This is a genomic window from Sorangium aterium (assembly GCF_028368935.1).
Taxonomy (GTDB): domain Bacteria; phylum Myxococcota_A; class Polyangia; order Polyangiales; family Polyangiaceae; genus Sorangium; species Sorangium atrum.
The window spans coordinates 534,809-549,274 of the sequence record NZ_JAQNDK010000007.1; the positions used below are offsets into that span (position 1 = coordinate 534,809).

At 72.0% G+C, this 14,466-nt stretch carries 11 protein-coding genes; 10 read left to right on the plus strand and 1 reads right to left on the minus strand.

What is annotated here, in order from left to right; all coding sequences use genetic code 11:
- Positions 1-159: 159 nt before the first annotated feature.
- From POL72_RS49930 to POL72_RS49965, 8 genes are all read left to right on the plus strand, one after another.
- Positions 160-852, plus strand: a complete 693-nt coding sequence (locus POL72_RS49930) for a hypothetical protein (protein WP_272104497.1) — start codon at positions 160-162, stop codon at positions 850-852.
- A 101-nt stretch (positions 853-953) separates the two neighbouring features.
- A complete protein-coding gene (locus POL72_RS49935) occupies positions 954-1,985 on the plus strand; it encodes a hypothetical protein (RefSeq protein ID WP_272104499.1) in 1,032 nt (343 codons plus the stop codon).
- A 116-nt stretch (positions 1,986-2,101) separates the two neighbouring features.
- Positions 2,102-2,701: a hypothetical protein gene (locus POL72_RS49940; protein ID WP_272104501.1), complete on the plus strand. Its 600-nt coding sequence runs from the start codon at positions 2,102-2,104 to the stop codon at positions 2,699-2,701.
- Between the two features lie 146 nt (positions 2,702-2,847).
- Entirely contained in the window at positions 2,848-5,583 is a 2,736-nt protein-coding gene (locus POL72_RS49945) for an ATP-binding protein (RefSeq protein ID WP_272104503.1), read from the plus strand.
- 276 nt (positions 5,584-5,859) lie between these two features.
- The gene (locus POL72_RS49950; protein WP_272104504.1) at positions 5,860-6,033 is read left to right on the plus strand and encodes a hypothetical protein; all 174 of its coding nucleotides are present in this window, start codon (positions 5,860-5,862) and stop codon (positions 6,031-6,033) included.
- A gap of 47 nt (positions 6,034-6,080) precedes the next feature.
- Positions 6,081-7,334, plus strand: coding sequence for a hypothetical protein (locus POL72_RS49955; protein WP_272104505.1), 1,254 nt, complete (start codon positions 6,081-6,083; stop codon positions 7,332-7,334).
- 215 nt (positions 7,335-7,549) lie between these two features.
- Complete coding sequence (locus tag POL72_RS49960) at positions 7,550-8,713, plus strand: integrase core domain-containing protein (RefSeq protein WP_373372341.1); 1,164 nt, start codon at positions 7,550-7,552, stop codon at positions 8,711-8,713.
- A gap of 987 nt (positions 8,714-9,700) precedes the next feature.
- On the plus strand, positions 9,701-10,744 hold the full coding sequence (locus POL72_RS49965; RefSeq protein WP_272104507.1) for a leucine-rich repeat domain-containing protein: 1,044 nt from the start codon (positions 9,701-9,703) through the stop codon (positions 10,742-10,744).
- Between the two features lie 304 nt (positions 10,745-11,048).
- On the opposite strand, the gene POL72_RS49970 is transcribed toward POL72_RS49965, so the two are convergent.
- A complete protein-coding gene (locus tag POL72_RS49970; protein WP_272104508.1) occupies positions 11,049-12,650 on the minus strand; it encodes an ATP-dependent DNA ligase in 1,602 nt (533 codons plus the stop codon).
- A 759-nt stretch (positions 12,651-13,409) separates the two neighbouring features.
- Here POL72_RS49970 and POL72_RS49975 point away from each other — a divergent pair.
- Positions 13,410-14,237: a D-alanine--D-alanine ligase gene (locus POL72_RS49975; protein ID WP_276598222.1), complete on the plus strand. Its 828-nt coding sequence runs from the start codon at positions 13,410-13,412 to the stop codon at positions 14,235-14,237.
- Positions 14,238-14,251: 14 nt separating this feature from the next.
- On the plus strand, positions 14,252-14,446 hold the full coding sequence (locus POL72_RS52430; protein ID WP_276598224.1) for a hypothetical protein: 195 nt from the start codon (positions 14,252-14,254) through the stop codon (positions 14,444-14,446).
- Positions 14,447-14,466: the final 20 nt, after the last annotated feature.

Here is a 14,466-nt window from a genome sequence, read left to right on the forward strand (position 1 = left end):
GGCGATGCTCTGGCGCAGGCGTGAAGCGCGGTCCTCTCTTGCCCGTGCGAGCTCGCTCAGGAACAGCGACGCCCGCAGGTGCGCATCGGGAGGCGCGGCGCGGGGACTGGGCGCGCGGATGGCTTGATGCTCACCGCCTCTCCATGGAATCCTACGTGCATGAAGCTGCTCCTGAAGGCCATGGTGGCCGCTGCGGTCACCGTGATCGCCCTTGGCTGCTCGATCGTGGACCCCAGCGACCGTGAGGAGCTGAGACAACAGATCGCGATGCTGCCGCCCGAGACGCTGTCGTCCTGGGATAAGTGGAACATGAATGTTAACGCGGTGAAGTGGCTCAAGCTATACAAGGACCCGAATGATCAGGTGGGCAAGCTCCAGTGCCGGTTGAAGGCCGGCGGCACCTGGAGCGGCTGGAACGACCAGGAGCCGACGTATACCGTCGCCGACTTGCTCGACTGCCTCCTCGAATCAGGAGATATCGCCGTAACCTACACGATGTGTGCCGACAAACTTCAAGCCGTGGACGGCAAAAACAGGGAGAGCAAGATCTTGCGTGAGGAACAGGTGCCGGGGGTGACGAATGTCGAGTGCAGGTTCGTTTGGGATTCCCGCTACGAGCCGGAGAAAGTGCCGTCCAACCTGACGAACCCCAGATCGATCACAGTCGACGAGCTGATCGACTGGCTGATCTCGCTCCCGGCGCCGCCTCCGGGATTTGCTGCCCCTCAGCTCGTCCCGCTCCTCTGCCCGCTCGGCGCTGGACCAGGCTGGGGGTGCCCACCTCGGCCGACGGACCTTCCGGGCGAGCAACCCACCGACCCGACGGGCGGTGAGCCAGGGGATCATCCATGAAGCTGAAAACGTCGCGCGTGTGGTTCCTTATGCGGCGCAACGAGGTCGAGGCGGGCACGGCGAGTCACCTATTTTCGCCCCAGGATGCCTTGGGTCGGAACATGGACCTCGAGACCCTGGGCAGGCTGTGCGCCGAAGCATGGCACGACGACCTGCCCGAGGCGGACCGCGCATGGGCCGAGGCGCATCGTGAGAAATTCGGGAGGTGGGTCGACGATTCGCGGCCCGAGGCCATCCGCCCGAGGGTGGACGCGGGCTCTCCCGAGAGCCTCACGGGCAGGTTCGACAAGGAGCCCGCTCCGCCGTGGCCGATGCTGCTCGAAGCCGTCAAGAGCGCGTTTTTTGCGTTCGTCGTCGACTTCGGGCAGACGGTCGAGGGCGAGGGCGAGGGCGCGACGGGCGATCCGACAGCGCGCCTCCACCGGACGTCCGTCTGGCGGGCGCTGGCGGTCGACGACGCCCCCGAGGTGGACCGGCCCTCGGCGCTCCGCGCCTTTCGGAGGGGGTTTCGGCGCGGGCGCCGCGGGCTCCCGAGCTCCATGACGAGGCCCATCGCCCCGAGGCTGGAGCCTGCGCGGTTCTGGCCGGTGAATACGCTGCTCCATCTCCCTGGGCCGAGCGCGGCGCGCAACCGAGCCCTCTGGGACGCGTCGAGTCACTGCACGGATACCAAGGAGTACCGGGCGCTCCTGCAGGAACTGCGCGACCTCTACGCGAGCGCCTGGCGAGACGACGTGCCGGAGGAGGACCGCGAATGGGCCGAGTCCTACCGCCACTCCTGCATGAACGAGGTCAACCGTCGCCGGCGAGACGCCGTGGCCCAGAGCGCTTACGAGGGCTATCTCCAGAGCAGCGATGGGCTCTTCGACGGAGAGCCCGCAAGGCCGTGGCCGAACCTGAGAGGCTACGACTCGGACCCATGGCGTGCTCTTGTGGATGCGGTCGAGGACGCGCCCGAAGGCGAGAGCGAGCTCGCGACCGCCGAGGCGGCAGCGCGCGAATTCTGGGACTCGCTCTACCGGGAGGCCCCGCCGTGGGACAGCGACCCGGCCAAGGTGCACTGGCTCGCGGCGGTCCGCGCCGCGCGACGAAAGGGGCTGTCCGGCGATGTTCCGCCGGACGGCGGGGCGTAGCGCTCACGGGCTTCCATTTGCCTTTGGCACGGAACTGCCGCTCCCTCCGCCCCGGGTCTCGACTAAAATAAGTCCCCATGCGCTTCTTTCGTCGCTCCGGTGGGATCGTTTTCTCCATGAAGAGCGCTCGCGCGCTTGCGCGCGCCGCCGGGGTGCTCGGCGCCGTGCTCTGCGCCGCGTGCGCTGCAGACCCCGAAGCCCCGCCGCCCGAGATCTCGGTCGGCACGGTCGACGGCACGGACGCCGTGCTCGCCCTCGTGCGCGGCGAGGGCTCGGTCACGCTCTACGTCCGCGGCGGCGTGAGCAGCTACGCGACCATGACCCGGTGGTTCGAGGGACCCGAGGAACCGAGCGGCGCGTTCTCGCTCGAGAGCGACGGGTGGACGGCGACCGCCGATGCGGGCGGCGAATCCGGACGGCTGCGCACGCCCGAGGGCGCGGAGCTCGCCTTTCGCGCGCGCCCGGCGGCGCTCGACCGCATCGAGGGCCTCTACGCGGCGGTCGACGGCGGCTGCCGCACCGGCGCCGTCGTCTTCACGCCCGATGACACCGACACGCCCGCGCTCCAGGGCACCTGGTGCGGTGCCGGCGATCTCTATGCCCAGGTGACGCCGATACGCCCGCTGTCGGTGCTCGATCGGCGCGGGATCGAGGTGCAGGTCGAGCTCAGCGGCGCACGGAAGAAGCTGCTCGTGACCCCGCTCGTGCGGCCCTGAGCCCCCGCCGCATCTCCGCCGTCGCGCCGCATCCCCGCCGCCCCACCGCGCCTCTGCCGTCGTCCCACCGCGCCCGTCCCGACGCAGCCCCGTCGTCCGCCCGCTCTGGCGTTGAATCCAGCTCCCGTCCGATCGAAGGTCGGCGCATGGCGGACGCAGCTCGGCCGCGGAGGCGGCACCTTGCCCTGCCCGCGTCGCGCTTCATCGGCCGGGAGGGCGAGCTCGTCGCGATCGCCGGGCTGCTCCGGGGCGGTGAGCGGCTCGTCACCCTCTGGGGCCCGGCCGGCATGGGCAAGACGCGGCTCGCCCTGGAGCTCGCCAGCCGCTGGGCCGAGGCGCAGGCCGGCGAGGCCGTGTGGCTCTGCGAGCTCACCGCCTGCCGCGACCTGCGCGCCGTCTGCGGCGCGGTCGCGCGCGCGATCGGGGCGCAGGTCGCGGCAGGGCGCCGGGAAGCGACGCTCGTCGAGCGGATCGGCCGCGCCCTCGCGACCGAGGGGCCGGCGCTGCTCGTGCTCGACAACCTGGAGCACGTGCTCGAGCAGACCGCGCCGGCCCTCGATGCGTGGGTGCGCGCGGCGCCCGAGCTCCGCTTCCTCGCGACGTCGCGCGAGCGCACCCGCCTGGCAGGCGAGATCAGCTACGAGCTCGGCCCCCTCGGCCTCCCCGCGGAGGGCTCGACCGAGCGCAGCGCGGCCGTGGCGCTCTTCCTCGACCGCGCCGCGGCCCACCGCGCTTCCGCGCCGCCGCCGCCGCCCGGCGACGAGCACCTCGCCGACGTCGCCGCGCTGGTGCGGCGGCTCGAGGGCATCCCGCTCGCGATCGAGCTCGCGGCGGCGCGCGAGGGCGTGCTCGGCGTGCGCGGCCTGCTCGCGCGGCTCGGGAGCCGGCTCGACCTGCTCGCGGGCGCGGCGCGCGGGAGGGAGGCGCGGCAGGCGACGCTGCGCAGCGCGATCGAGTGGTCGTGGGACCTGCTCGACGACCGCGAGCGACGGGCGCTCGCCTGCTGCTCCGCCTTCCACGGGCCGTTCACGCTCGCGGCGGCCGCCGCCGTGCTCGCGGAGCCCGACGCCGCCGCGATCGATCGGATCGAGGCGCTGCGCGACAAGTCGCTGCTCCGCGCGGCGCCCCCGAGGAGCGACGGGGCGACGCGCTTCGCGCTCTACGAGGTGGTGCGAGAGCTCGCCGCCGAGAAGCTCGCCGAGCGCGGGGAGCGCGAGGCCGCGATCGAGCGGCACGCGGCGTTCTACCTGGGCGCCGGCGAGGCGGCGGCCGCGGACTTCGAGCGGCGGGGCGCGCTCGACGCGCTCAACCGCATCGCCGGCGATCTGGAGGAGCTGCTCGCCGTCGCCGAGGGCGCGCTCGCCCCGGCGACGGCGCCTCGCGCCGGCGCCGAGGCGGCGGCCGAGCGCGCGCTGCGAGCGCTCTGCGCCATCGAGCCCGTGCTCAGCACCCGCGGGCCGTTCGGGGCGCAGCTCGAGCTGCTCGACCGCGCGCTCGCGGCCGCCGAGGCGCTCGCGGCAGAGCCGCGCGTGGTGGCCCGCGCGCTCGCGGCGCGGGGGCGCGCGCGGCGGCTACGAGGGCTGGCGGAGGCCGCGCTCGAGGACCTCGAGCGCGCCCGCGCGCAGGCGGCGGCGCTCGGCGCAGAGGCGCTCCTCTCGGGGATCCTCGCGGACCTCGGCGTGCTCCACCACGGCCGGCGCGACATGCAGCGCGCGCGCGACCACTACGCGCAGGCGCTCGCGCTCCACCGCGCCCTCGGCGACCGCCGCGCCGAGGGGCGGGTGCTCGGCAACCTCGGGGCGCTCCACCACGACGAGCGCCGGGAGGCCGAGGCCGCCGCCTACTACGAGCAGGCGATCGGGATCGCGGCGGAGATCGGCGACGGCCGGATGGAGGGCATCTTCTCGACGAACGCCGGCCTGCTCGAGCAGGAGCGCGGGGCGCCCGCGCAGGCGCGCCGGCGCTACGAGCGCGCCGCCGCGATCCTCGGCGAGGTGGGCGATCTCCGGCTGCTCGCGATCACGCTCGGCAACCTCGGCGCGCTCCACCACGAGGAGGGGCGCCTCGCCGATGCGCGCGCGTGCCACGGCCGCGCGGTGGGGCTGCTCCGCGAGGTCGGGGACCGCCGCTCCGAGGGGATCGCCCTCTGCCGCCTCGGGGCGGCGCTCGCGTCGGTCGGCGCGGTGGACGAGGCGCGGCGCGCGATCGAGCCCGCGGAGCGGCTGCTCGCGCAGCTCGGGGACGAGCCCGACGTGGAGCTCGCGCGGGTGGCGTCCGGCTTCGTCGACCTGGCGCTCGCCCAGGCGGCGCGCCGCGCGGGGCGGGGCGAGGAGGCGGCGGCGCACGTGGGCGCGGCGCGGCGCAGGAGCGCGCGCGCCAGGGAGGGATCGCCGTCGAGCGCGAGCCGATCCGACGATGTGCGGCTGCTGCTCCGGATCCTGGAGCGCAGCCTGGCGGCGCTGGGCGGCCTGCCCGAGGCGCGGGCGGAGGGCGAGCTCCTCCTGACCGAGGGGGCGCGCTTCGTCCGCCCGCCGGGCGGCGGCTGGCACGACCTGCGCGAGCGCCACGCGGCGCGGCGCCTGCTGCACGCGCTGGCCGAGCAGCAGCGGTCTGCGCCCGGCCGAGGGCTCTCCCTGGCCGCGCTGAAGGAGGTGGGGTGGCCCGGCGAGCGGATCTTGCCGGAGGCGGCGGCGAACCGGATCTACGTGGCGATGAACCAGCTGCGGAAGCTCGGGATGAAGCCGTGGCTCCGGAGAGACGCAGAGGGGTACTCGCTGGATCCGGCGCTGCCGGTCCACTACGTCGCGGTGGAGCCGGCCGCGCGGGGAGGGGAGGATTCGCGCGGGGGGGAGACGGGCGAGGGCGGGGGGAAGCGGCGGTAGGGGGCTGCTGCCGGGAGCCTGCGGAATGGATGGGGGAGCAAGCGCGATGGCGCCCGGGAGCGAGCGCGCGAATCGCTTTAAGACGGGATTAAGGAGCGGTCCTGTGGCGGGGACGTAGCCTGTTCGGCGGAGGTCGCGCCATGCGTATCATCGCTTCTGCTCTGCTGCTCCTCGCCCCTGCCATCACCCTCGCCGCATGCGGTGAGATCCGTGTGCCCGAGCCGGAGGTCAGTTCGAGCAGCGCCCCAAGCGCGGGATCGGGAGGATCCAGCGGCGATGGCGTGGGGGGCGCAGGCGCGGGTGGCGGCGGGGGCGCCGGTGGCGGCGGGGGCGCTGGTGGCGGCGGAGGCGCCGGTGGCGGTTGGGGCGCCGGTGGCGGCGGAGGCGCGGGTGGGCGCGGAGGCGCGGGTGGCGGCGGAGGCGCGGGGGGCGGCGGGGGATCGCCGCTAGCGGAGGCCTGGCACCAGCAGATTTCGGGACCCGAGACGGAGGAGGCCGTGGCCCTCGCGATCGATGGCGAGGCAAACGTCGTCCTGGCCGGCTGGTCGGGGGGAGCAGCCGACTTCGGCGCCGGCGCCACGCCGCGCGTCGGCTCCGCGGACATCTTCGTCGCCACGTATGCAGACGACGGCGCCTTGCGCTGGGCCCGGCGCTTCGGCGGCGGCAGCGACGTGATGGCCACGGGGGTCGCGGTCGACGGAAACGACGGCATCGCCGTCATCGGCCATTACGCGAACGGTCCGCTCCAGGCCGGCGACCTCGTCCTGGAAGAGCTGGAACGAGACGACCCGCGGACCTCCTCGAGCGACATCTTCGTGCTCGCGCTCGATCGGGACGGCGCCCCGCGCTGGATGCACCGCCTGGGCGGCGGCGGCTTCGACTACGGAGGCCGCGTGGCCGTCGGTCCCGGAAACGACGTCGTTGTCGCCGCTCAAGCCGGGGGCCGCCTTACCCTCGCCAGGTTCGCCGCCGACGGGACGACCCGCTTCGCGACGGACGTGGGAAACCTGAGCGGATCCGTCACGTACGCGATCAGCGGGATGGCCGTGGATCTCCACGGCGACATCCTCGTCGCAGGGGCCTTCTCGGACAACGCCGACCTCGGCGGGGGCTCCACCACCGGGCTGAGAGGCGCTCAGGCCTGGGTGGCGAAGTACTCGGGGGAGGACGGCGCCCACCTCTGGTCGAGGCACTTCGGCACCCCCGAAGACAGTGGTGAAATCAGCGGCGACGTGGCGAAGGCGCTGATCGTGGACGAGCACGGCGACGTGCTGATCGCCGGTCAGTTCGCGCCGGGCGCTGACCTCGGGGAGGGGCGAATCGACGGTATACGGGGCAATTTCCTCATGAAGCTCGCCGGCGAGGACGGCGCGATCCGATGGGCGAACGCGCTCCCGGGCGCACAGTACTTCGGCTCGACCAGCCTCTCGTTCGCGCCCGACGGCAGGGTCGCGCTCATCATCTCGCTTGCGCCACCCTTCGACTTCTTCGACCTCGGCGGTGGCTCGGTGGACACGCCGGGAACCTACATCGCCACCTACGAACCAGGCACCGGGGCGTTCGTCTCGCAGCGGCGGATCGTCGAGCTCGGCGAGGCGATCGGGAACATCAGCCTCGCCGCCTCCGTGCTCGACGCGAAAGGACACCTGTCGTTCGTAACGAACTTCAGTTTCTCCGTGCCGACCGGCTTCGGCGTCCTCGAGAGCGAGGGCTGGGCGACCGACATCCTCCTCGCGCACATGCCGCTCTGAGACGACGTGTCCTGCTGCGCGGCCCCGGCGCTCTGCTGCGCGGGCCAGGCGCCCCCGCTGCGCGTGCCCGGCGCTTTCCTGCGCGGCCTCCGCACCCATCCTGGTACGGACCGGTGGCCTGGGTAACGGTTCAGACCGGGAGCCTGGGTAGCACCCGGACGGACCGGGAGCTTAGGTGACACATGTCGTAGAGGACCGGCGACGGAGGAGCGCCGGTGCCCTGGAAAGAGACATGTTCAGTGGACGAGAGGCTTCGATTCATCGCGCAGGTCAACGAGTCGGACGAGACGTTCGCGGAGCTGTGCCGGCTGTTCGGCATCAGCCGGAAGACGGGGTACAAGTGGGTGGAGCGCTACGAGCAGGCCGGACCGAGCGGGCTGGAGGAGCGGCGGCCCGTGGCGCGCTCGTTCCCGCATGCGACGCCAGCGGCGCTCATCGACGCGCTGATCGAGCTGCGGAAGGAGCGCCCCACGTGGGGGCCGAAGAAGCTGCGTGCGCGGCTGGAGAGCCTGGGCGTCGAGGGGCTGCCAGCAACGAGCACCATCGGCGAGTTGCTCAAGAAGCACGGGCTGATCCGGCCCCGTCGGCGCCGCGTAGTGACGCCGACGACCGCGATGCCGTCGCCGCTGGCTCCAGCCGAGCAGCCGAATGACACGTGGTGCGCCGATTTCAAAGGGCACTTCGCGCTCGGCGACAGGACGCGCTGCCACCCGCTGACGTTGACGGACCAGGCGTCGCGGTACCTGCTCAAGTGCGAGGGCGTGGCGAAGCCGGACGAGGCCTCGGTGCGGCCGCACTTCGAGCGCGCGTTCCGCGAGTTCGGGCTGCCGCACCGCATCCGCTCCGATAACGGGCCGCCGTTCGCCACGATTGGCATCGGTGGGCTCTCGGCGCTCTCGGTCAGCTGGATCAAGCTCGGCATTCATCCCGAGCGGATCGAGCCCGGTAAGCCGCAGCAGAACGGCCGCCACGAGCGAATGCACAAGACGTTGAAGGCGGAGGCGACATCGCCGCCAGAAGCCAACTTGGCAGCGCAGCAGCGCGTCTTCGATCGGTTTCGGCACGAGTACAATGATCAGCGTCCGCACGAGGCGCTCGGCCAGAGGACGCCGGCTTCGCGCTACACGCCCTCGCGCCGCTCGATGCCGAGCAAGCCCTCGTCGCCGGAGTACCCGGACACGATGGCCATTCGACGCCTTGACGACCAAGGACGGATGCTGTTCGGGGGCGCGCAGACCACCGTCTCCTCACTGCTCGCCGGCGAGCCCGTGGGGCTGATTCCGAGCGCCGATGACGTCTGGGAGCTGTACTACGGCCCGGTTCTGCTCGCGCAGGTCACCCTGAAGAACAAGGAGCTGAAGCTGGCCAGGGCGCGGTGACCTGCGCGAACTCACGCCGGATCGTGAGAAGAGGCTCGTGTGTACCGCGACCACGGGGAGCGGTTCGTGTATAGATCCAGGCGGTCCGAGAAAGCGCGGCGAGCGTGTCGCGCCGACGAGGATCCGGTCCCTGTTTCCAGTCCTCCCGGAGCATGGGCCTGTAGCTCAAGGAAGTGTCACCGCAGCTCCCGGTCAGAAGTGTTACCAGGGCTCCGCTCGTACACCTGCGCGCCCTGTTGTGTGTCCTACGTTACGATCGCGCGGGTCCTGCGCGGCCTCCGCACCCATCCTGCGCGCCCTGTTGTGTGTCCTACGTTACGATCGCGCGGGTCCTGCGCGGCCTCCGCACCCATCCTGCGCGCCCTGTTGTGTGTCCTACGTTACGATCGCGCGGGTCCTGCGCGGCCCGCTGCCCCTCCTGCGCCGCCTCAGCGCCCTCCCGCGCGTCCGACGTGCCCTCCTGCGCACGCATCAACGTGAGCTACGCAACGTTTCCCCCTCCTGCGCATGCCTCCGTGGGATCCATGGTGCGCCTCGCGACGGGAGCGCCGCGCTCTCCCCTCTGGCCAGAGAGCGCAGGGTGGACCGATACGCTTGTCGATCATCCGCCCTTCCGTCCGGAGGGGCGCATATCCCGACAAGGAGGCAACATTTCCGAACGCGACGGAGACATCGGCCCATCCCCCACCTCGCCCCGCGAACACCCTCTCTGCGGGCCTGCGGAATGGATGGGAGGGTAAGGGCGATGGCGCCGCGGGAAGGAGCGCGCGAATCGCTTTAAGATGGGATTAAGGGGCGATCCTTGGGTGGGGACGTAGCCTGCTGCGCGGAGGTCACGCCATGCGCATTCTCGCTTCTGTTCTGTTGATCCTTGCCCCTGCCATCCTCCTCGCCGGATGCGGTGAGAGCCGTGAGACGGAGCGCGTCGTCGGTTCGACCGGAGCCTCAGGTGCGGTGGACCCCTCTGGCTCCACATCAGGGGACGGCGTGGGCGGGTGGCGGGACCCCGGAGAGGATCCGCAGGCCGGCGGCGGCGGCGGTGCCGGCAGCACAGGTAGCGGTGGCAGCGGCGGCGGTGGCACTGGCGGCAGCGGCGGCGGTGGCACTGGCGGCAGCGGCGGCGGTGGCACTGGCGGCAGCGGCGGCAGCGGTGGCAGCGGCATCGGTGGCGCCGGAGGCGGTGGAACAGGCGGCAGCGCCACCGCGGCGTGCGCTGGACCCCTCGAGTTCGCCGACCCGGCGCTCGAGGCGGCGGTGCGCGAGGCCGTGGCGAAGCCGGAGGGCCCGATCCTCCCGGCTGACGTCGCGTCGCTCGACGCCCTCCGCGCGGACCGCCGCGGGATCGATTCCCTCGCCGGCATCGAGTGCGTCCGCTCCCTCACGAGCCTGGTCATCGCGAACAATCACGTGGCAGATCTCGCGCCGCTGTCCTCGCTCACGGAGCTGCGCATCCTGGACGCGTCGGGCAACCGGATCGAGAACGCCGCGCCGCTGTCCTCGCTCCTCCGGCTGGAGAGGCTTGGCTTGCACAACAACCCCATCTCGGACGTCACTGCCCTCGGCTCGCTGACGAACCTGTCGTACGTGGCGCTCAGCCACACCTCGGTCAGCGACATCGGCCCGCTCGGCTCGCTGATCCGGCTCCGTCAGCTCCATCTCAGCGATTCCCCCATTTCGACGCTCGCGCCGCTGTCAGGCCTCCAGGAGCTGTACGAACTGTCGGCGAGAGCCACCGGGATCACCGACCTCTCGCCCCTGTCGACCATGACCGCGCTGAGGTATGTGGACCTCGGAATCAACCGCATCTCCGACCTCTCTCCGCTCGCGAGCGGTTCATTCCCCCTCCTCCTCAATCTCACCGGCAACTTGGTGTCCGATCTGACGCCCCTCGTCGCCAACCCGGATTTCGGCGAAGGAAGGGCCGTGACGATGGTAAGAAACCCGATCGACTGCGCCGTTCAGGCGAGCAACATCGCTGCGCTCCTGGCGCGGGGAGCGGAAATCATCACGGACTGTCGGTCCTTTTGGTGACGCATCGCACCCCGGGATGCACGAAGCAGAGCGTCGCTGAAGTCGCGTGAGACGCATCCCACGGCAGCCCTGCCACGGGGCCCGTCCTGGTTGCGCTGTCGTTCCCAAACTGCGCGTCTTCGTGGCCGAAGGCCGCAGGATCAAGGGGTGGATGTCGTGCGACGAGGCGCCGGTCTGGCCGTCGGATGGGGGGCGATCCGCGTTCGCACGCTGGTTGTGGATCCGTTGCCGCGCCGCCCGCGCGACATGCGAAGCCGTCCGGTATCGCGCACCCTCGCCCGGCGGCCGGCCGCCGTCCAGAGCGTTACCCGTCCTCCTCCAACTCCTCTCCTCCGCCCTCCGCCTGCCCCTTCTCGGCCGCCTCGCGCGCGAGCGCACCCGCATGGATCGCCCGCACCTCAACCATCGTGCTGACGCCCTCTACAGCCTTGTCAGGCCTGTATCTCCTCACCCGCGCAGACCGCAGCACTACCCCCCCAGGGTACCGCGGACTCGCCTGCACGTCTTCAAAGGCGACCTCGACGACGATCTCCGGCCGCACGTACACCGTGCCGGCGTCGCGGCCGATCTCGAGCTCCAGCAGCCGCTGGGTCTGCCACGCGAGCACCTCGTCGCTCATGCCCTTGAACGTCTTGCCGAGCAGGACGAAGCCCCCGGCCGAGGGATCGCGCGCCCCGAGGTGCAGGTTGCTGAGCAGCCCCCGGCGCCGGCCGGTCCCCCACTCGGCCGCGAGCACCACCAGGTCGAGGGTGCGCGCCCGCTTCACCTTGAGCCACGAGCCGCGGCGCCGCCCCGCCTCGTAGGGCGCGGCGAGCGACTTGGCGATCACGCCCTCATGGCCGCGGGCGAGCGCGTCGGCGAAGAACGCCTCGGCCTCGGCCGCCGTCGGCAGCTCGATGCGCGGGACGCGCAGCGACCGGTCGAGCACCTGCCGGAGCGCGGCGGTGCGCTCGCTGCCGGGCCGGTCGAGCAGATCCTCGCCGTCGAGGTGCAGCACGTCGAAGAACAGGGCGCGCAGCGGCAGCTCGGCGCGCAGCGCGGCAGCGTCGTGCGCGCGGCCGAAGCGGCGCATCGTGACCTGGAACGGGTGCGGCGGGCCCTCCGCGCGAAAGGTGAGCGCCTCGCCGTCGAGCACGACCGAGCGGACCGGGAGCGCCCGGACGATCTCGACAATCTCGGGGACCGCCTTCGTGACCGGGCCGAGGCCGCGGCTGAAGACGCGCACCTCGTCGCCGGCCTTGTGCGCCTGCACGCGCACGCCGTCGAGCTTCCACTCCAGCGCCATCGCGCGGAGCTCGCTCAGCGCCGTCGCGACGTCGTCGGCCGACTGCGCCAGCATCGGCTGCACCGGGCGGAGCAGCTGCAGCGAGAAGCGCTGGAGGCCGAGCGCCCCCTCGAGGAGCGCGGCCTTGGCCACCTCCGCCGCGTCGCCGGCGAGCATCACCGCGCGCCGCAGCGAGGTTGGCGGCACCCGCGCCGCGCGCGCCACCGCGTCGATCATGACCGGCTCGATCCGCTCCTGGCGGAGCTCGCCGGCGAGGAGCCGCGCGAAGAAGTCGCGCTCGCGATCGGTGGCGCGCGCGAACAATCCCCCCAGCGCCGCGCGGCGCGCCCCTGCCGCCCCCGGCCCCGAGGCGCGCGCGATCTCCGTGAAGACCGCGTCGGCGTCCCCCAGGGTGAGCGCAGGCTGGGCGACGGAAGGAGAGGCCCGGCGGGCCTCGGCGACCACCCCAGGCCCGAGGCCGAGCCGTCCCTGGCGCAGCCGACCGGCGAGCCAGTCGACGCCGATCTGCACCTCCGCGGGCGAGAGGCGGCGCAGTATCGCGGCGAGCGCGGCGATCTTCTCGACACGGCGAGAGAGCGCGGCGACACGCCCGGAGGTGGCGACGAAGTCGGAAACGAGCACGCGGACAACCCTACCCTGGCACCTCGAGAGCTCACGCTCGACGGGTCTCGTGATCAGGCCGCTGCAGGGTGTCCTCCGCAACCGAGCCGGGGAACTCCGCAGGATCGGACCTGGCCCACGGGCGCCAAGTGTTCTCCGCATGGGCCAAGAGAGCCTACCAAAGGGTGTACGGCGGCGGAGCAGAAAAGCGCTCTCCCGCGCCGGGATCGTGGCCATTCGCGATTGCAACCACTTGCGGGGGGGAGCGAAGAATTATCACGTCATCTGCAGTCGAATTCCTCGCTCGGCCTCCGCCGGCGCCGCGAGCAGGCAAGAGCGCGATCGCCCATCAGACGATCTCGTGTGCTGCTCGCCATCGATTCACCAGGTGCGAAGCGCATGACGCGCCTGCGCCGCCGCGCGGGGGGAGAGCGCGCGGAGCTGCCCCGCCGTGGCCGCGGACTCCCGAACACGCCGCGAGATGGCCCGAGCCGCGCCGGTCTCCCTCGACGGCGAGATCGCTCCGTTTAGTTGACCTCCGACGCGGGCCTTGATACCGGATTGGCGGTCGGCACGCCGTGGGCAGGTGAACACGGCGGGCGGGCGCGGTTTTCCTCAACCACAGCTCAGGAATAGCGCCCTCCGCTGACAAGGCCGCCGGTTTTGGCCTTGGGAGCAGCTGGCTTGGTTTTTGCGCAGCACCTCTCCGGCAGCTGGACTGTACTGGAAGGAGCTGACGTGGTGTTGGTGTCCGCACGGGAAGGCGACGGAGGTTCTTCGATGGTGGAGCGGCAAGTCCGGAAGCGGGTGGGCGTCGTGATGGGCGGCTCGTCGGGTGAGCGCGACGTGTCCCTGCGCTCGGGCGCGGCCGTCGCCGAGGCGCTCGAGGCGCGCGGGTACGATGTCGTGCGGATCACGCTCGGGGACAGGTTCGGCGCGGAGCTCTGCGCGACGCTGCAGCGCGCGCGGCTCGACGCAGCCTTCCTGGCACTGCACGGACGTCTCGGTGAGGACGGGTGCGTGCAAGGCGTCCTGGAGCTCGCCCAGGTTCCGTACACGGGGTCGAGCGTGCTCGCGAGCGCCCTCGCGATGGACAAGCTGAAGGCCAAGGAGATGTTCCGGCTGCACAACGTGCCGACGCCTCCCTACTACACTGTGGGTGCGAATCAGGACCTCGAGGAGCTCGATGGGATCCATGGCTCGTTCGGGTTCCCCGTCATCGTCAAGCCGCGCGGCGAGGGGTCGAGCCTGGGCTTGACCAAGGCCGGGTCGCTCGAGGAGCTGAAGTCGGCGCTCGCGCTGGCGTTCGAGTTCGACGACGCCGCCATCGTGGAGCGGTTCGTGGCAGGGACCGAGGTCAACGTGGGGATCCTGGACGGGAAGGTCCTTGGCGCGATCGAGATCGTCCCGAAGAAGGGGCTCTATGACTACGAGGCCAAGTACACGCCGGGCATGACCGAGTACCACATGCCGGCGCGCCTCCCGCCGACCCGCTACCGCGGCGTCCTGAACCTGGCGGAGCGGGCGGCCCAGGCGCTCGGGTGCACGGGCGCGGTGCGGGTGGATCTGCTCGTGACCGGCGGAGAGACGAGTACGTGCTCGAGGTGAACACCCTGCCTGGCATGACTCAGACAAGCCTCCTTCCGAAGATCGCGGAGGCCGCAGGCTACGAGTTCGGCGACCTCTGCGAGGCCATCCTGGCGAGCGCCAGGCTGCACCAGCCGGTGCGGCGCCGCGCGCCCGCCGCCTCGGAGCTGCGGCTCAGCGAGCGGGGACAGGCCGAGAAGCGGCTGCGCCTCGTGAAGTCGGCGATCTGAAGCGAAGGCGAGCGCGGCTC

Bases quoted from the DNA above. Each gene is read 5' to 3' on its own strand.
- POL72_RS52430 (WP_276598224.1), top strand. From the start codon at position 14,252: ATGACTCAGACAAGCCTCCTTCCGAAGATCGCGGAGGCCGCAGGCTAC.
- POL72_RS49945 (WP_272104503.1), top strand. From the start codon at position 2,848: ATGGCGGACGCAGCTCGGCCGCGGAGGCGGCACCTTGCCCTGCCCGCG.
- POL72_RS49940 (WP_272104501.1), top strand. From the start codon at position 2,102: ATGAAGAGCGCTCGCGCGCTTGCGCGCGCCGCCGGGGTGCTCGGCGCC.
- POL72_RS49935 (WP_272104499.1), top strand. From the start codon at position 954: ATGGACCTCGAGACCCTGGGCAGGCTGTGCGCCGAAGCATGGCACGAC.
- POL72_RS49975 (WP_276598222.1), top strand. From the start codon at position 13,410: ATGGTGGAGCGGCAAGTCCGGAAGCGGGTGGGCGTCGTGATGGGCGGC.
- POL72_RS49930 (WP_272104497.1), top strand. From the start codon at position 160: ATGAAGCTGCTCCTGAAGGCCATGGTGGCCGCTGCGGTCACCGTGATC.
- POL72_RS49950 (WP_272104504.1), top strand. From the start codon at position 5,860: ATGGCGTGGGGGGCGCAGGCGCGGGTGGCGGCGGGGGCGCCGGTGGCG.